General features: G+C 72.1%; 15 protein-coding genes. 3 read left to right on the top strand and 12 right to left on the bottom strand.

Annotated features, from left to right (window positions below; all coding sequences use genetic code 11):
• Window positions 1-954, bottom strand: a 954-nt coding sequence (locus tag GAS53_RS27385) for a DMT family transporter (protein ID WP_151480448.1), incomplete at its 3' end; no start/stop codon positions are given.
• Window positions 951-1799 (bottom strand): phosphatase PAP2 family protein, encoded by an 849-nt coding sequence (locus GAS53_RS27390; protein ID WP_151480388.1) that lies wholly within the window; start codon window positions 1797-1799, stop codon window positions 951-953. The genes GAS53_RS27390 and GAS53_RS27385, both read right to left, overlap by 4 nt.
• Window positions 1800-2025: 226 nt before the next feature.
• On the opposite strand from GAS53_RS27390, the gene GAS53_RS27395 reads away from it, so the two are divergent.
• A complete protein-coding gene (locus GAS53_RS27395; RefSeq protein ID WP_151480389.1) occupies window positions 2026-2649 on the top strand; it encodes a TetR/AcrR family transcriptional regulator in 624 nt (207 codons plus the stop codon).
• A gap of 168 nt (window positions 2650-2817) precedes the next feature.
• On the opposite strand, the gene GAS53_RS27400 is transcribed toward GAS53_RS27395, so the two are convergent.
• Complete coding sequence (locus GAS53_RS27400; protein ID WP_151480390.1) at window positions 2818-3771, bottom strand: DUF2510 domain-containing protein; 954 nt, start codon at window positions 3769-3771, stop codon at window positions 2818-2820.
• 343 nt (window positions 3772-4114) lie between these two features.
• Between GAS53_RS27400 and GAS53_RS27405 the strand changes: the two genes are divergently transcribed.
• On the top strand, window positions 4115-6793 hold the full coding sequence (locus GAS53_RS27405) for an ATP-binding protein (protein ID WP_151480391.1): 2679 nt from the start codon (window positions 4115-4117) through the stop codon (window positions 6791-6793).
• 102 nt (window positions 6794-6895) lie between these two features.
• Here the strand turns inward: GAS53_RS27405 and GAS53_RS27410 are convergent, their stop codons facing one another.
• The 8 genes from GAS53_RS27410 to GAS53_RS27445 form a co-directional block, all read right to left on the bottom strand.
• Complete coding sequence (locus GAS53_RS27410; RefSeq protein ID WP_151480392.1) at window positions 6896-7696, bottom strand: SDR family NAD(P)-dependent oxidoreductase; 801 nt, start codon at window positions 7694-7696, stop codon at window positions 6896-6898.
• 97 nt (window positions 7697-7793) lie between these two features.
• Complete coding sequence (gene pcaDC / locus GAS53_RS27415) at window positions 7794-8942, bottom strand: bifunctional 3-oxoadipate enol-lactonase/4-carboxymuconolactone decarboxylase PcaDC (RefSeq protein WP_225859108.1); 1149 nt, start codon at window positions 8940-8942, stop codon at window positions 7794-7796.
• On the bottom strand, window positions 8939-10267 hold the full coding sequence (gene pcaB / locus GAS53_RS27420; RefSeq protein WP_151480450.1) for a 3-carboxy-cis,cis-muconate cycloisomerase: 1329 nt from the start codon (window positions 10265-10267) through the stop codon (window positions 8939-8941). Before pcaB ends, pcaDC begins: the two co-directional genes overlap by 4 nt.
• A gap of 77 nt (window positions 10268-10344) precedes the next feature.
• Window positions 10345-10908 (bottom strand): protocatechuate 3,4-dioxygenase subunit alpha, encoded by a 564-nt coding sequence (gene pcaG / locus GAS53_RS27425; protein ID WP_151480393.1) that lies wholly within the window; start codon window positions 10906-10908, stop codon window positions 10345-10347.
• 2 nt (window positions 10909-10910) lie between these two features.
• On the bottom strand, window positions 10911-11681 hold the full coding sequence (gene pcaH / locus GAS53_RS27430; protein ID WP_151480394.1) for a protocatechuate 3,4-dioxygenase subunit beta: 771 nt from the start codon (window positions 11679-11681) through the stop codon (window positions 10911-10913).
• 8 nt (window positions 11682-11689) lie between these two features.
• Window positions 11690-12892, bottom strand: a complete 1203-nt coding sequence (locus GAS53_RS27435) for a thiolase family protein (RefSeq protein WP_151480395.1) — start codon at window positions 12890-12892, stop codon at window positions 11690-11692.
• On the bottom strand, window positions 12889-13533 hold the full coding sequence (locus GAS53_RS27440; protein WP_151480396.1) for a CoA transferase subunit B: 645 nt from the start codon (window positions 13531-13533) through the stop codon (window positions 12889-12891). Before GAS53_RS27440 ends, GAS53_RS27435 begins: the two co-directional genes overlap by 4 nt.
• Window positions 13533-14315: a CoA transferase subunit A gene (locus tag GAS53_RS27445; protein ID WP_151480397.1), complete on the bottom strand. Its 783-nt coding sequence runs from the start codon at window positions 14313-14315 to the stop codon at window positions 13533-13535. Before GAS53_RS27445 ends, GAS53_RS27440 begins: the two co-directional genes overlap by 1 nt.
• Before the next feature lie 205 nt (window positions 14316-14520).
• On the opposite strand from GAS53_RS27445, the gene GAS53_RS27450 reads away from it, so the two are divergent.
• Window positions 14521-14994: a MarR family winged helix-turn-helix transcriptional regulator gene (locus GAS53_RS27450; RefSeq protein WP_151480398.1), complete on the top strand. Its 474-nt coding sequence runs from the start codon at window positions 14521-14523 to the stop codon at window positions 14992-14994.
• Window positions 14995-15001: 7 nt separating this feature from the next.
• On the opposite strand, the gene GAS53_RS27455 is transcribed toward GAS53_RS27450, so the two are convergent.
• Entirely contained in the window at window positions 15002-15970 is a 969-nt protein-coding gene (locus GAS53_RS27455) for a DUF3048 domain-containing protein (RefSeq protein WP_151480399.1), read from the bottom strand.
• Window positions 15971-16115 lie beyond the last annotated feature (145 nt).

Here is a 16115-nt window from a genome sequence, read left to right on the forward strand (position 1 = left end):
CGGCAGCAACGAGGGTTCGTACGACGCCGATCCGGGCTCCAAGGCGAGGACCGCGGCCACCGGATGCTCCTCGTCCACCGGATGTTCCTCGTCCACCCGAGCCTCCGTGAAGGGCTCCACCGCCACAGGCACCGGCTCCGGGGCCGAGCGCGACAGCGTCACCACACCCCAGGCCGCGATCCCCGCACCGGCCAGCGCCAGCAGCAGACCCGCCGCGCCGCCTTGCAACCGGTCGCCGAGCAGCGAGAGCCCGATCACCGCGGCGGCGATCGGATTGGCCAGCGTGACCACCGCGAGCGGCGCGCCGAGGCCGCCCTTGTAGGCGGTCTGCGACAGCAGCAGCCCGCCCGCCGCGAAGGCCGCGACCAGCAGCGCCACCACGATCACCTGCCCGCTGAGCAGCGGACCCGAGCGGTCCGTGACGGCGACCGTGACGGTCTGTGTGAGCGCCGAGGCGACGCCCGAGGCGAAGCCGGACGCGGTCGCGTGCCGCAGCCCGGGGCGCGCGCCCGGCCGGGCCAGTACGCCGATCAGGGCCGCGGTCGCGCCCGCGACGGCCAGCGCCTGCGGGACGCTCAGCACATCGTCGGGCGCGGGCCCGGACGCCGTGACGAGCACCGCGGCGAGCCCGGCCAGCGTCAGCGCAGTACCGCGCCACTCGACGGAGGTGACCCGCCGCCCCGCCATCCGCGCGCCCAGCGGCACCGCGGCGACCAGGGTGAGCGCGCCGAGCGGCTGGACCAGCGTGAGGGTCCCGTACTTGAGGGCGGCCACGTGCATCAGCGCGGCCGACGCGTTGAGGCCCACCGACCACCACCAGGCACCGCTGCCCAGCAGACGCAGTACCCCGGAGTCGGCGGTGCGCGAGGCGAGCCGCTCCTGCGCCACGGCGGCGGCCGCGTACGCGACGGCCGAGAACAGCGACAGGACGACGGCGGCGAGGGTGGCGCTCATCGCCCGGCTCCCACGAGCTCCGGCGCTTCGGTTACGTCGGGAGTCGCAGGCTTGTCCAGCGCATCCGATACGGGACCGTCGGCGAGTGCGCTCTCCCGGTCGGGCTCCGTGGGCGTCGCCGTCCGGCGCGGCGGACGGATCACGACGAGGGCGACGCCGAGGAGCGCGGCCGCCATGATCGCGTCGAGCCAGTAGTGGTTCGCCGTACCGACGATGACCAGCAGGGTGAGCAGCGGATGCAGCAGCCACAGCGGGCGCCATCGGGACCGGGTCGCGGCGATCAGGCCGATCGCCACGATCAGGGCCCAGCCGAAGTGCAGCGACGGCATCGCCGCGAACTGGTTCGACAGTGAGTCGGCCGCGGGCGACGCGCCGTACACCGTGGGCCCGTACACCTGCCCCGTGTCGACGAGGCCCGTCGCGGCGAGCATGCGCGGCGGGGCGAGCGGGAACGTGAGGTGCACCACCAGGGCGGCTGCGGTGATCGCGGCGAGGATCCGGCGGGCCCACACATAGTGCCCGGGCCGTCGCAGGTACAACCAGGTCAGGAAGGCCGCGGTGGCGGGGAAGTGGACGGTCGCGTAGTAGGTGTTGACGATGTGCACGAGGGTGTCGCTGTGCAGCAGCGCGGACTGTACGGCGCCCTCGCCGGGCAGGTGCGCGAACCGTTCCAGGTCCCACACCCGGTGTGCGTTGTCGAAGGCCTCGGCGGTGTGGCCCGTGGCCAGCTGCCGGCCGAGCTTGTAGACGAGGAAGAGCCCCGCGACGAGCAGGAGCTCACGGACGAGGGGCGGCCGCGATATCGCGGCGGACCCCTTCTCTGCAGGCTCGGTTCGGCATTCCATCCCCCGGCCCTTTCGCTGAAGGTCTTGCGTGTGCTGGTGCGTGGTGAGCCCAGGAGGGGATCCACTCGACACAGGAGTGGGTCCTGTCCAAGGCTCATCGATACGCCAGTGTACCGATACGAAGCCGTATCGGTACACTGGCGTATCGATAGGAGTTACGACACACTGAGAAGCACACGGAGAAGCGGGCCCACCGGGGTCGCGGAGACGAGCGAGGAGAAGAGCCATGACGTCGCAGGCAGCGGACGGACCGGAGACGGTCGTCGCCTCGCGCCGCTCCAAGATCACGCCCGAGCGTGAGCAGGAGTTCTTCGACGCCGCGCTCGAGCAGATGCGCGCGTGCGGCTATGACGCGCTGACCATGGAGGGCATCGCCGCCAGCACCCGGTGCAGCAAGTCCACGCTCTACCGGCAGTGGAAGACGAAGCCCCAGCTCGTGGCGGCCGCGCTGCGCGCCAACCGATGCCCGCGGTTCGGGGGCATCGACACCGGCTCGCTCGCCGGAGATCTGCGCGCGGCCGCGCGCGCCGCGGGCGCGTGCTCCGACGACGACGCCAAGCTGTTGCAGGCGCTCGGGCAGGCCGTCATGCAGGACGAAGAGCTGCAGTACGCGCTGCGCGACGCGCTCATCGAACCCGACCTCGGCTCGCTCCAGGAGATGATCCGGCGCGCGGTCGACCGGGGCGAGATCGCCGCCGACCATCCGGCCCTGGAGTTCGTGCCCGCACAGCTGCTGGGCATGATCCGCGTCCGGCCGGTCCTCGAGGGGCGAAACGCGGACGCGGACTACCTCGTCCGCTATGTGGAGGTGGCCCTGCTGCCGGCCCTCGGCCTCTCGGAGGCCACCTGAGACCCAGGCCGCCGTCCACGGGATGACTGGACGGCGACCTGCTCGCGCCGCACCGTGGGGACGGGGGCGGCGCGCACCCCCCGGCCGGGTGGGGTTCCTCTTGAGCGGAGAGGCGCCTCACCCGGCCGACTGGCGCCCGGTCCGTCGGCTGTACGTCGGGACCGTCGGCTATACGTCCTGTCCGTTGCCGCCGCCCGAGGACTCCTTGATGCCCTTGGTTATCTCGTCGATCACGGACTGCTTGGGTGCCTCGGAGCTGACATCGATGCCGAAGCGCACGACGACGAGCTGCTTGGAGTTGGCCGGGGCCGGGAAGACGAGCGACTCGACGTAGCCGTCGTCGCCCTTGCTCGTGACGACCTTCCAACGGACCGCGTAGCCCTTCTGCCCGGCCACGGTGACCGCCTCGGAGGAGAGTTCCTCGTGCGAGGTGATCTTGCCGTAGCTCTTGCCGCCGTAGGACTCCTCGGCGTTCTTGGAGATGTCCTCCTTCGCGGCTGCCTCGGCCGTGGTGGCCTTGAGCTCCAGCGCGAGTGCGGGGGCGGAGTAGGCGCCGCCGCGCGTGCACTTCGCCGAGGTGTCGCCGGGGCACTTGTAGGAGTCCTTGGACGTCACCTGGGCGCCCACCTGGATGGTCCCGCCGCTCCAGCCGTCGGGCACGGGGAGGCTGATGCCGTTGATCGGATCGGTGGCGTAGCCCTCCTCGGACGGCAGCGGCTGCGGGACGGCGCTCTCGCCGCCGTCCGGGCCGCCCTGGCTGCCGCCGTCCTGACCCTGCGGACCGCCCGGCTGCGTCGGGGCCGGCTGGGCGTTGCTCGAATCGCCGCCGCCCGAACCGTCGTTCGCGGTCAGCGCGTACACGCCGCCGCCGATGCCCGTGAGCACCGCCACGGCCGCGGCGACGGCTATCGCCGTGCGCACTCCGCGCCGCGGGCCGCCGGGCTGCGCACCCGCATACGGCCCGGCGCCCGGCGGGAACCCCGGGGGACCCCATACCGCGCCCGACTCCGCGGGGCGGACCTGCTCCGTCCATGTCCTACCGTCCCACCAGCGCTGCGTGGCGGGGCCGTCATTTGTCTGCCCGGGATCGGGATACCAGCCGGGGGGAGTCGCCTGCGTCATGGGTCCACCGTATGAGGCGTGCGTGAAAGCCGGATGAGAGGACCCGGATCCATTCCGCTCGGCCACCGGCCGCACCGGCTGTTTCGCACCCGGGAGCAGCCACGGCAGACCGTCCCGCCCCGGCGTCACCTCCGGCGGCGGGATGGCGGGAAGTCGGTTTCAGTGCACCGCTGTTGACGGTTTATTACTTTTTCCCGTGCAGGTCGGCGGCGCCGTCCGTCGCCTCCGGGCCTCCGCCGTCACCCGTGGCGGCAACAGGTGTCCCGACCAGGCTCCATCGTGCCTTCCGGAGGGCTAGGCTCAAGGTCTGTACGTCGTTTGGGCGACCTGGGGAGGTAGCGGGATGACGGAGGTACGGCCGGGAACGGCCGCCTCGGCACCCCTCTGGGAGCGCGACGCGGAACTCGCCGCGGTCGCGGAGGCGGTCGACGCCCTGTGCGCCGGCTCCGCCTCAGGCAGCCTGCTGGTGTTCACCGGCGACGCGGGCATCGGCAAGACCGCGCTCCTCGCCGAGTCGCGCCGGATCGCGGAGGCGCGCAAGTGCACGGTGTGGTCGGCGCGCGGCGGCGAGACCATCACGTCCGTCCCCTTCAATGTCGTACGGCAGTTGCTGCAGCCCGCACTCGTGGCGCTGATGCCCGACGAGGCGCGTGAGTACTTCGGCGACTGGTACGACATCGCGGGCCCCGCCCTGGGCATAGCGGAACCGGGTGACCGCCAGGCCGACCCGCAGGGCGTGTGCGACGGCCTGGTCGCGGCCGTGCGCAGGCTCGCCCGGCGCGAGTGGCCGCTGGTGCTTCTCGTCGACGACGCGCACTGGGCCGACCAGGAGACCCTGCACTGGCTCGCCGCGTTCGCGGAGCGCCTCGACGACCTGCCCGTCCTCGTGCTGGTCGCCCGCCGCCCCGGCGACGTCACCGGCGAGGGCGCCCGCCACCTCGACGCGATCGAGGCTCTCGCCCGCCCGATGCCGACGGTGCGCGCGCTGACCCCGGAGGCCACGGCCGGGCTGACCCGCGCCACGCTCGGCGCGCACGCCGACGCCCCGTTCTGCCGTGAGGTCTGGGCGGTCACCGGCGGCAACCCGTACGAGACCGTGGAACTCCTCGCCAAGGTCCAGGACACCGAACTCGAACCGGTCGAGGAGTCGGCCGCCGGACTGCGCGCCCTGAACCGCTCGGCGCGCGGCCGCGGACTCGTCGACCGGCTCGAAGGTCTCGGCGTCGACGCCACCCGGTTCGCCTGGGCCGCCGCGATCCTCGGTACGCAGATCTCCCTGGACCTGGCGGCCGAGCTGGCCGGCATGCAGCGGGACGAGGCGGAGCGCTGCGCGACGCTCCTGGGTGCGGCGCGCATCCTCACCGAGGCCGACCGGACAACCGGGCAAGTCATCGAAGGGGACCTGGAGTTCGTCCATCCGCTCATCGCCACCGCCGTCTACCGCTCGATCCCGGACGCGCTGCGCACCGCGATGCACGGCGTGGCCGCCTCCGTCGTCACCGCCTCGGGACTCGGTGCCGCGGCGGCCTCCCGTCACCTCCTCGAGGTGCACCCGGACGACGACCCCGAACTCGTCGAGCAGATGCGCGAGGCCGCCCGCGAGCACCTCGCCGTCGGCGCCCCGGACGCGGCCCGCCGCTGCCTGGAGCGCGCCCTGCTGGAACCGCCGCTCCCGGAGGTCCACGCGCGCGTGCTCTACGAGTTGGGCTGCGCCACGCTCCTCACCTCACCCGCGACCACGATCGCGCACCTTCGGGAGGCGCTCACCGTGCACGGCCTGGAGGAGGAACTCCGCGTCGACGCGGTCTGCCGGCTCTCCCAAGCACTCGTCCACAACGACCAGTTGGAGGACGCGGTCTCCACAGTCGACGCGGAGGCCGCCCGGCTCGGTGCCGGTCCCGCTCGGATGCGCCTGCAGGCCGTGCACTACATGTGGGAGGGCATGCACGCCGCCGAGGAGGACCCGCCCGGCCGCTCCCGCCGCCTCGCCCACCTCGTCAAACCGCTCACCGGCCGCGACAACTCCGAGCGCGCCCTGCTGATCCTGCGCGCCTTCGACGTCATGACCCGCGGGGAGAACGCCGAGGAGGTCGTCGAGCTCTGCGACCGCGCCCTCGTCAACGGCCGCCTCGCGCCCGGCCTCGGCTGGACCGACACCGAGTGGAGCTTCGAGCTCCTCATGATGCTCGGCATCTCGTACACGTACGCGGACCGCCTCGACCGCGCCGAAAGCCTCTTCACCGAGGCCCAGCGGACGTACGAGACCGCCGGGTGGAGCGGCGGCCATCTGGCCATCGCGACCGCCTTCGCGGGCTATGTGCACCGCAGACGGGGCCGCCTCAGGGACGCGGAGGAGTTCCTGCGCGAGGCGCTGCGGCGGGCGGACCGGGTGGGCCGCGGACTGCCCATGCACTGGGCCGCCGCCTGCATGCTCATCGACACGCTGCTCGCCCGCGGCCACGTCGGCGAGGCCGAGGAGATCGCCGAGCGGTACTCCTTCGAGCCGCCCCATCCGTCCACGATCGTCCTGCCGGACACCCACTCGATAAGGGGCCGCCTGCTGATCGCCACCGGGAGTGTCGAGGAGGGCGTGAACGAGCTGGAGACCGCCGAGAAGATGTCCGTGGCCCGCGGCGGCCACAACACGGTGATGGCTCCCTGGGCGGGAGACCTCGCCAGGACGCTCGCCGTCCAGGATCCGCGGCGCGCCGCCGAGGTGGCCGCCGACGCCCGTGTCCAGGCCGAGCGCTTCGGCACCGACACGGCCATCGGTGAGGCCCTCCGCTGCGCGGCCGCCCTGGAGACCGGCCAGCGCTCGGTCGCGCTGCACGCCCAGGCCGTCGCGTATCTCGAAGCGTCGCCCTGTGCCTACGAACACGCCGCGGCCCGCGTGGACTTCGGCATCGCGTCCCGCTCCGTGACGGAACTCGAGCGCGGCCTGACGCTGGCGCGTTCCTGCGGCGCGGACGGCCTGGTGACCAGGGCGCGGGAGGCACTGGACTCGGGCCGCGTCGCCCGCTGAGGCCGCGGCAGGCGCCCCCGGAGGGGCGCGGGGAACTGCGCGACCAGCCACGACGGACCCGCAGACGATCCACGGACTATCACGGCACTTCCTGCGGAGCGCTCAGGCCCCGAGCAGCCGGTCCGTGGCCGCCTCCAGGCGCTTCCACACGTCACGGTCGTACGCCTCCGCACGGGCCCGCGAGGGACTCGTACCGTCGAAGTACCGGCCGGTGTTGTCCTGCCCCGCCTCCGTGGTGGCGAGGGCCAGTACGCCCGCCGCTCCGTCGGAGATGGTGGACAGGGGCTCGATGCTCGCCTCACGGACCATCGCGGTGTCGATGAAGGTGGCGGGGTGCAGCACGTTGACGGAGACGCCGGTGCCCGCGAGCTCCTCGGCGAGGGCGAAGCTATGGGCGGCCAGGGCGAGTTTGCTGCGGCGGTACGCCGTCACCCCGTCGTAGTTCCGTGTCGTCTCGAAGTCGTCGAAGTCCAGGGGCAGTTGACCCGCCGAACCGACGTTGACGATGCGCGAGGGGGCGCTCGCGCGCAGCAGAGGCAGCAGGGCGCGCGTGAGAGCGACGGGGGCGAGGTAGTTGACCGCGAGCCGCAGCTCGTGACCGTCGGCGCTCTCCTCACGACCGGCACCGGGAGCGCCGAAGCCCACCCCCGCGTTGTTGATCAGTACATCGAGCCGGGAGTGGGCGGCGGCGACCCGCGAACCCAGCTCACGCACCTGTGCCAGCGACGCCAGGTCCGCGACGAAGCCGTGCGCCTCGCCCTCCGTGCGCAGCTCGGCGATCAGCCGCTCCGTACGTCCCGGGCCGCGGCCGTGGGCGAGGACGACGTATCCGGAGCGGGCGAGCTCGAAGGCGACGTAGCGGCCGAGTCCGGAGGTGGCGCCGGTGATCAGAACAGTGGGCATGCCTCCACCCTAGGCACGGGGGCGCGGGCGGTACGAGGTGCTGCTGAGGGTACGACCACCAGGGTCACCCTGGGGCACCTTCCTACGACCGGCAGTGTCACCCGGCGGCTTCGTCCTCCTCCGCGAGCACCCGCTGCGCCACGGCGAAAGCCGAGTTGGCCGCCGGCACCCCGCAGTACACGGCGGTCTGCAGCAGTACCGCGCCGATCTCCTCCGGTGTGAGCCCGTTGCGGCGGGCGGCGCGGATGTGCATCGCCAGTTCGTCGTAGTGCCCGTGCGCGACCAGTGCGGTCAGCGTGATCATGCTGCGTTCGCGGCGTGCCAGGGTCTCGTCCGTCCAGATCTCGCCCCACGCGTACCGCGAGATGAAGTCCTGGAACCGCGCCGTGAACTCCGACTGCCGGGCCTGCGCCCGGTCCACGTGCTCGTCACCGAGCACCTGCCGGCGCACCTCCATACCCCGCTTGGCGCCACCGTCGAGGTGCGCGCGCAGGGCGGTGAGTACGGCTTCCGGGCACTGCGCCGGCGCGAGGTGCGAGGCGCCCGGGATCTCGACGAGCGTGGCACCGGGCACCGCGTCCGCGATCTCGCGGAGGTGGGCGGGCGGCGTCGCGGGATCCTCACGGCCGGCGACGAGCAGCGTGCGCGCGCCGATCCGCGGCAACTGCTCACGGATGTCGAAGGCCGCGAGCGCGTCACAGCACGCGGCGTACGCGTCCGGATCCGCCGTGCGGTGGTCCTCGATCAGCTCCGGAACGGTGAAGCCGGGCGTGAACCAACGGGAGTCGGCGCCCTCCGCGAGCTCGGCCAGCCCCTCGGCGCGTACGCGCGCGGCCCGCTCCTCCCACGGCTTGGACCCGTTGAAGTGGGCGGAGGAACAGATCACGGCGAGCCTCTCGACCCGCTCCGGGTGGTGCACCGCCAGATGCAGCCCCACCGCCCCGCCGAGGGAGACACCGGCGTACGAGAACCGGTCGATGCCGAGCGAGTCGGCGAGGGCGAGGACGAGTCGGGCGAGCTCGGCGACGGTCGCGCCGGGGCCGATCAGGTCCGCGGGGGAGTCACCGTGGCCCGGCAGGTCCCAGAGCACGATCCGGTGGGTGACGGAGAGTTCGGGCGCGACCTTGTCCCACAGGGCCGTCGACGTGCCGAGGGAGGGGCCGAGGAGGAGTGGGGGAGCGGTTGCGGGTCCCTCGGCGCGGTGGTGCAGCAACTTGCCTGTGGGGACGGGCGATCGGTTGGTCAACGTCGCTCCAGGGCACGGTCGGTGAGGGCTCCGGCGGAGCCGGTGTACTGGGTGGGGTCGGTGAGGGCCGCCAGGTCGAGGTCCTTCAACTCGGGCTCCTCGGCGAGGAGTTCCACGAGCGGCCGGTCCTCGGCGCCGGCTCGCAGCGCGGCCCGCGTGAGCAGTTCCTTGGCGCGGGCCCGTCCGAGCACCGGCGCGAGTTCGGCGGACAGCCGCTCGGAGACGATCAGGCCGTGCGTGAGGTCCAGGTGCGCGCGCATCGCGTCCGAGTGGACCTGGAGCCCCTCGGTCAGCTCGGCCGCGTCGCGCGCGGCCCCGCCGACCAGACGGAGCAGGTCACGGAGGGGCTCCCACTCGGCGTGCCAGGCACCGGCGGGCCGTTCGTCCTCGGCGGCCAGGGATCCGTACAGCGTCGCGGCGAGCTGCGGCGCCCGGCGGGCCGCGGCGGCGACGAGGGTGGAGCGCACCGGGTTCGCCTTGTGCGGCATGGCGGAGGACCCGCCGCCGGTGCCCTCGCTCAGCTCACGGATCTCCGTGCGCGCGAGGGCGAGCACGTCCGTGGCCGCCTTGCCGAGGGCGCCCGCGGTGAACGCGAGGGCGCCCGCCAGATCGGCGACGGGCGTGCGGAGGGTGTGCCAGGGCAACACCGGTGCGGCGAGGCCGAGTTCACGGGCGTATGCCTCGACGAGCACGCGCGTGTCCGAGGCGCCGTACGCGGTGAAGGCGGCCAGTGTGCCTGCCGCGCCGCCGAGTTGGGCCGGGAGACCGTCACGTACGGCCTGGACGCGGTCCCTCGCGTCCAGCGCCAGCGACCGCCAGCCGGCCGCCTTCAGCCCGAAGGTGGTCGGCACGGCGTGCTGGGTGAGGGTCCGCCCCGGCATGACCGTGTCGCGGTGCTCGCGCGCGAGGCGCGCCAGCGCACGCTCCGTGCGGGCGAGGTCGGCCAGGACCAGGTTCAGCGTCCGTACGGCCACCAGCATCGTCGCCGTGTCCATGATGTCCTGGCTGGTCGCGCCCCGGTGGACGTAGGCGGAGTGCTCGGTGCCGACCGCCGCGCCCAGGTCCGCGACCAGGGGAATCACCGGGTTGCCGCCGGCCCGCGCGCGCAGCGCGAGCGCGCGGACGTCGAAGCGCGCCGCGTCGGCAGCCGCGGCGGTCACCGCGTCCGCCGCCTGCGCCGGGGCGAGCCCGAGCGAGGCCTGCGCGCGAGTGAGTGCCGCCTCCGCGTCGAGCAGCGCCTGAAGGAAGGCGCGGTCGCCCGTCGCGGACTCGGCGGGGGAGCCCGCTCGCCCGGGGGCGAGGAGCCCGACGTCGTCGCCCCCCACGGGATCGCCGGAACCGACGGAACCGACGGAACCGACGGGAACGCCGGAACCGTCGGGATCGACAGGGTCGACAGCTGTCACTGGAACTCCAGGAAGACCGTTTCGCCTTCGCCCTGAAGGCGGATGTCGAAACAGTACGTCCGGTTCGCGCCCTCGGCCGCGATCAGCGTGGCGCGCCGGTCGGCCGGGAGCGAGTCGAGCAGCGGGTCCGCGCCGTCGGCGAGGTACGCGCGGGTGAAGAGGTTGTGCGTCAGACCGCGCGCGAACACGCACACGCTGATGTACGGCAGCCCGGCGTTGCCCGGCGGCAGCGTGTGGAGCGCATAGTGCCCGTCGGCGTCGGTGGGCACCCGCCCGTAGCCCGTGAAGTCGACGCCGTTGCGGCCCACGAAGCCGCCCGTCGACGGGTCGCGGCGCATCGAGCCGGGGGCGCCTTTCAGCGAGCCGTCGGGCGCCGCCTGCCAGAAGTCCAGCAGGGCGTCGGGAATCGGGTTGCCCGCGCCGTCGAACACGTACCCGTGCAGGGTGATCGCGTCGGGGTGGCCCTGGGGCGCGACCTGCCCGCCGTCCGGAAAGGGGAGCGCGTGGCCGTAGAAGGGGCCGATGGTGTGGGACGGGGTGGGGAGCAGTTGCTCGGCCATACTCAACGGCCTTCCTCGATCCAGGTGGCGGAGGGACCGTCGAGGACGATGTCCCATTCGTAGCCCATCGAGAACTCGGGCTGGGAGAGATCGTGGTTGTACGTGGCGATCAGGCGATTGCGGGCCGCCTCGTCCGTCACCGACTGCAGGATCGGGTCGTACCGGAACAGCGGGTCGCTCGGGAAGTACATCTGCGTCACGAGCCGCTGGGTGAACGCCGTACCGAAGACCGAGAAGTGGATGTGTGCGGGCCGCCACGCGTTGGTGTGGTTGCCCCACGGGTACGGGCCCGGCTTGATCGTGGTGAACGAGTACCGGCCCTGATCGTCCGTCAGGGTCCGCCCCACACCGGTGAAGTTGGGGTCGAGCGGCGCCGGGTGCTGCTCCCGCAGATGGGCGTACCGGCCGGCGGCGTTGGCCTGCCAGATCTCGACGAGCTGGCCGCGCACGGGTCGGCCGTCGCGGTCGAGCAGCCGCCCCGAGACGGTCATGCGCTCGCCGATCGGCTCGCCGCGGTGCTGAAGGGTGAGGTCGTGGTCGTGCTCGGTGATGTCGGTGACGCCGAAGACCGGCCCGGACAGCTCGACCGTCTCGGGGTCACCGCCGCTCACGGCGACCAGCGGCTGGTTGGGGTGACGCAGGAGAGAGCTGCGGTACGGGGCGTAGTCGCGCCGCGGATGGTGCAGGACCGGTGCGCCGCCGGCGACCGCCTTGTCGTACGAGTCCTGGAGATCCTTGATCTCGATGTCGATGTCCGACTGGGTGAGAGCCATGAGAGTTCCTAACGCTCCAGTACGAGGGCGAGGCCCTGGCCCACGCCGATGCAGAGGGTGGCGACGCCGACTCCGGAGCCCTGGCGGGCGAGTTGGTGGGCGACGGTGCCGGCGAGGCGGGCCCCGGAGGCGCCCAGCGGGTGGCCCAGTGCGATGGCGCCGCCCTGCGGGTTGAGCACGGCCGGGTCGAACTCGGGCCACTCGGCGAGGCAGCCGAGGACCTGGGCGGCGAAGGCCTCGTTCAGTTCGAGAGTTGACAGGTCGTCAAATGTCTTACCCGCCTTGGCGAGGGCGCGGTTGACGGCTTCGACGGGGGCCAGGCCGAAGTAGTGCGGGTCGAGCGCGGAGACCCCGGATGCGGAGATACGGGCGAGCGGTTCGCGGCCGGTGGCCTTGAGCCCCTCCTCGTCGACCAGCAGCAGGGCGGCGGCGCCGTCGTTGAGCGGGGAGGCGTTGCCCGCGGTCACCGTGCCGTTCTCCTTGCGGAAGGACGGCTTGAGGCGGGCCATGGCCTCGAGCGACGCCTCGGCGCGTACGCACTCGTCGCGGCCGAAGGCGACCGGGTCACCCTTGCGCTGCGGGACCGGCACGGGGGCGATCTCGCCGTCGAACCGGCCCGCCGCCTGCGCGGCAGCCGCCTTGCGGTGGCTGTGGAGGGCGAACTCGTCCTGCTGCTCACGCGTGATCTTGTGCTTGTCGGCGATGAGTTCGGCGGACTCGCCCAGCGGGATGGTCCACTGCGGGTCCATCTTCGGGTTGACCATCCGCCAGCCCAGCGTGGTGGAGTACAGCTCGGCGTGCCCGGCGGGGAAGGGCTTGTCGTTCTTGGGCAGCACGTAGGGGGCCCGGGTCATCGACTCCACCCCGCCGGCCAGGGCGATGTGCGCGTCGCCGCAGGCGATGGCGCGGGCGGCCTGGAGGACGGCTTCCAGCCCGGAGGCGCACAGCCGGTTGACGCTCACGCCGGGCACGGAGGTGGGCAGGCCCGCCAGGAGCGCGGCCATCCGGGCGACGTTGCGGTTCTCCTCGCCCGCGCCGTTCGCGTTGCCGAAGTACACGTCCTCGATCCGCGACGGATCCAAGTCCGGGGTACGGGCCAATAGTTCACGGATCGCGTGCGCGGCCAGGTCGTCCGGGCGGACGGACGCGAGGGAGCCGTTGTACTTGCCGAACGGGGTCCGCACGGCATCGACGATGTAGACGTCCCTCATGAGAGCTCCTCCGGCGTGTGCACCTTGGCGGCGGTCTTCGCCGCGATCTCCTCGACGGTGACACCCGGCGCGGTCTCCACCAGCACCAGCCCCTCGTCCGTCACGTCCAGCACGCCCAGGTCGGTGATGATCCGGTTGACGCACGCCTTGCCGGTCAGCGGCAGCGCGCACTCCTCCAGGATCTTCGGACTGCCGTCCTTGGCGGTATGGGTCATCACGACGATCACCTGCCGGGCGCCGTGCACCAGGTCCATCGCCCCGCCGATCCCGGTGATCATCTTGCCGGGGATGGCCCAGTTCGCGAGGTCCCCGGCCGCGGAGACCTGCATCGCGCCCAGCACCGCGACGTCGATGTGCCCACCGCGGATCATCCCGAAGGACAGCGACGAGTCGAAGTAGGAGGCCCCCGGCAGCACCGTGACGGTCTCCTTCCCGGCATTGATCAGATCCGGGTCGACCTGCTCCTCGGTGGGATACGGGCCGGTGCCCAGGATGCCGTTCTCCGACTCCAGGATCACCTCGACGCCCGGCGGGAGGTAGTTGGGGATCAGTGTCGGCAGACCGATGCCCAGGTTCACGTACTGGCCGTCCCGGAGTTCGCGCGCGGCGCGGGCGGCCATCTCTTCCCTGCTCCAGGCCATTACTGGCTCACCGTCCCGTTGGTCGCGGGCGCGGAAACCGTCCGCTTCTCGATCAGCTTGTGGTTCGCCTGCTCGGGGGTGAGGGCGACCACCCGTTGCACGAAGATGCCCGGCAGATGCACCGCGTCCGGGTCGATCTCGCCGGGCTCCACGAGTTCCTCGACCTCGGCGATGGTCACCCGCCCGGCCATCGCGGCCAGCGGGTTGAAGTTGCGGGAGGACTTGGCGAAGACGAGGTTGCCGTGCCGGTCGCCCTTCGCCGCCCGGACCAGCGCGAAGTCGGTGCGGATGCCGTGCTCCAGGACGTACTGGGTGCCGTCGAACTCCCGCACCTCCTTCGGCGGAGAGGCCAGCGCGACGCCGCCCGCCCCGTCGTAGCGCCAGGGCAGCCCACCGTCCGCGACCTGGGTGCCGACCCCGGCCGGGGTGTAGAAGGCGGGGATACCGGCCCCGCCGGCCCGCAGCCGCTCGGCGAGCGTGCCCTGCGGGATCATCTCCACCTCCAGCTCCCCGGCCAGATACTGCCGGGCGAACTCCTTGTTCGCCCCGATGTACGACCCCGTCACGCGGGCGATGCGGCCCGCCGCCAGGAGGATCGCGAGGCCGGACTCCATGGCCCCGCAGTTGTTGGACACCACGCCCAGACCGGACACCCCGCGCTCGTACAACGCCTGGATCAGCACGTTCGGCACCCCGCTGAGGCCGAACCCCCCGACCGCGAGCGACGCGCCGTCCTGCACATCGGCCACCGCCTCGGCGGCTGTGGCGACCACCTTGTCCATCTGCGAAGCCCCATCTCTCCTGAGCGTCCCCGGCCCAATTAGTCAGGGCACTGAGTATTTCTCCAAGGTTTCAAACACGCTGCCATCCTCGCCCTGAACCGTCAAGACTTTCAGGGAATCAGCAGCTCAGAGTCTCCTCCGCGCGGCGAGACAAGGGGAGCGGCTGCCCGGTATCGTTCAGTACACCAACGAATAGGGAGCGCACATGGCCGCGGTGGATCTGTCCACCCACCCCGGGCACCTGGCCCGGCGGCTGCAGCAGGCGCACTACCTGCTGTGGAACACGATGGTCTCCGAGGAGATCACCTCGCCGCAGTTCGCGGTCCTGAACGCGCTCGTCGCCGAGCCGGGGCTCGACCAGCGGACGGTGGGGGAGCGGGTGGGGCTCGACCGGTCCACCATCGCCGAGGTGATCAGTCGGCTCGGCCGGCGCGGACTGCTGGACAAGGTCCGTGATCCGCAGGACGGGCGACGGTTTCTGCTGCGCCTCACCGACGAGGGCGTGCGGGTTCATCGGAAGCTGACCGTACGGACGGCTCGGATGAATCAGGTGTTCCTGGCGCCGTTGTCCGGTGAGGAGCAGGTCGTTTTCTTCGATCTGCTCCAGCGGGTGTCGGATGCGGCGGAGGGGTTGCGTAACCCCGGCAGTTCGGCAGAGCCCCTCGTCTCCCAGCGCTGAGGCGGGCTCACGCCTTTGCGAACACCACCCACACCTGGCCCTTCGCGAAGTTCATCGGGGTGCCGTTCGTCGTGAATTCCGTGCCGTCCGTGGCCGTCGGGCGCTTCCAGGCGGCGTCGAAGGCCTTGCCGTCGCGCAGGACCTTCGCCGTGCCCGAGCCGACGGTTTCCGTGAAGGGCGTGTTGTTGCCCAAGTAGTCGTGGAACTGGGACTTCCGTACCTTCACGTACTGCACGACGACCGTCGAGGCGGCCACCCGCTTGCCGTCGGTCGTGACCGTCGGTGTGCCGTCCATCGACACCAGCCAGCGCTGCCGGTCCTTGGACCAGTCGAAGGTGAAGCGGGCCGCGGGGAAGCGGACCGTGCGCATGGTCTCGGCCTTGCCGCCCGCGGGCGGCGCGCCGTACCGGAAGCCCGTCGTCAGCGCGTCCGCTCCCGGCGCGGACGCCAGGAGGCGCTGGGGGCGCAGATAGAGGTTGTGCGGGGTGGGTTTGTCCGTGCCCCGGAAGTACGCGTCCGAGTCATTGCCCGGAGACACCGCGTGCAAGGGCGCCTTGTCGATCAGCGGCAGCAGCTTGCCCTGTGCTCCCGAGAAGGCGAGCGTCGGCTCGTTGAACTGGCGCAGGAGCTCCAGGTCGGACTCGCGTGCGCTGCGCACCGGGCCTATGGTCTTCGGGAGCTTGGTCGCGTACACCGCCATCAGCCGGCTGAGGCCGCCCTCCACCTGCTCGGCATACACGATGTCCGCGGCGTCCAGGCCCGTCTGCGGCCTGGCACCGCGGACGTTGTCGATCTTCACGGCGAGTGGCGAACCGGCGCTGGGTGCGGTGCTCTCCGTGCTGTCCGGGGCTTGGCCGCGGCCGTCGTCGCGCGGGCCACCCGGTGTCGTGCAGCCCGACGCCAGGGAGGCGGCCACCGCGGCGGCCAGCAGCGCCGCTGTCATCGTGCGGCGCCGCCTGCGCGCCATGCGTCTCATGCCCACCGTTGCCACCAGTCTCGTGTTAATGATTGTGCGCTTATAAGTTCATTGATGGCCATACCCGCTTGGTTCTGATTGCGTGCGTTGGATGGGTCGATCAGTCGAAGTTGATGACTGATCGAGACATGCCGACGGTTCGGCG

Source organism: Streptomyces albicerus (assembly GCF_008905045.1).
Lineage (GTDB): Bacteria > Actinomycetota > Actinomycetes > Streptomycetales > Streptomycetaceae > Streptomyces > Streptomyces albicerus.

Bases quoted from the DNA above. Each gene is read 5' to 3' on its own strand.
- GAS53_RS27390 (WP_151480388.1), bottom strand. From the start codon at position 1,799: ATGGAATGCCGAACCGAGCCTGCAGAGAAGGGGTCCGCCGCGATATCG.
- GAS53_RS27395 (WP_151480389.1), top strand. From the start codon at position 2,026: ATGACGTCGCAGGCAGCGGACGGACCGGAGACGGTCGTCGCCTCGCGC.
- GAS53_RS27400 (WP_151480390.1), bottom strand. From the start codon at position 3,771: ATGACGCAGGCGACTCCCCCCGGCTGGTATCCCGATCCCGGGCAGACA.
- GAS53_RS27405 (WP_151480391.1), top strand. From the start codon at position 4,115: ATGACGGAGGTACGGCCGGGAACGGCCGCCTCGGCACCCCTCTGGGAG.
- GAS53_RS27410 (WP_151480392.1), bottom strand. From the start codon at position 7,696: ATGCCCACTGTTCTGATCACCGGCGCCACCTCCGGACTCGGCCGCTAC.
- pcaG (WP_151480393.1), bottom strand. From the start codon at position 10,908: ATGGCCGAGCAACTGCTCCCCACCCCGTCCCACACCATCGGCCCCTTC.
- pcaH (WP_151480394.1), bottom strand. From the start codon at position 11,681: ATGGCTCTCACCCAGTCGGACATCGACATCGAGATCAAGGATCTCCAG.
- GAS53_RS27435 (WP_151480395.1), bottom strand. From the start codon at position 12,892: ATGAGGGACGTCTACATCGTCGATGCCGTGCGGACCCCGTTCGGCAAG.
- GAS53_RS27440 (WP_151480396.1), bottom strand. From the start codon at position 13,533: ATGGCCTGGAGCAGGGAAGAGATGGCCGCCCGCGCCGCGCGCGAACTC.
- GAS53_RS27445 (WP_151480397.1), bottom strand. From the start codon at position 14,315: ATGGACAAGGTGGTCGCCACAGCCGCCGAGGCGGTGGCCGATGTGCAG.
- GAS53_RS27450 (WP_151480398.1), top strand. From the start codon at position 14,521: ATGGCCGCGGTGGATCTGTCCACCCACCCCGGGCACCTGGCCCGGCGG.
- GAS53_RS27455 (WP_151480399.1), bottom strand. From the start codon at position 15,970: ATGAGACGCATGGCGCGCAGGCGGCGCCGCACGATGACAGCGGCGCTG.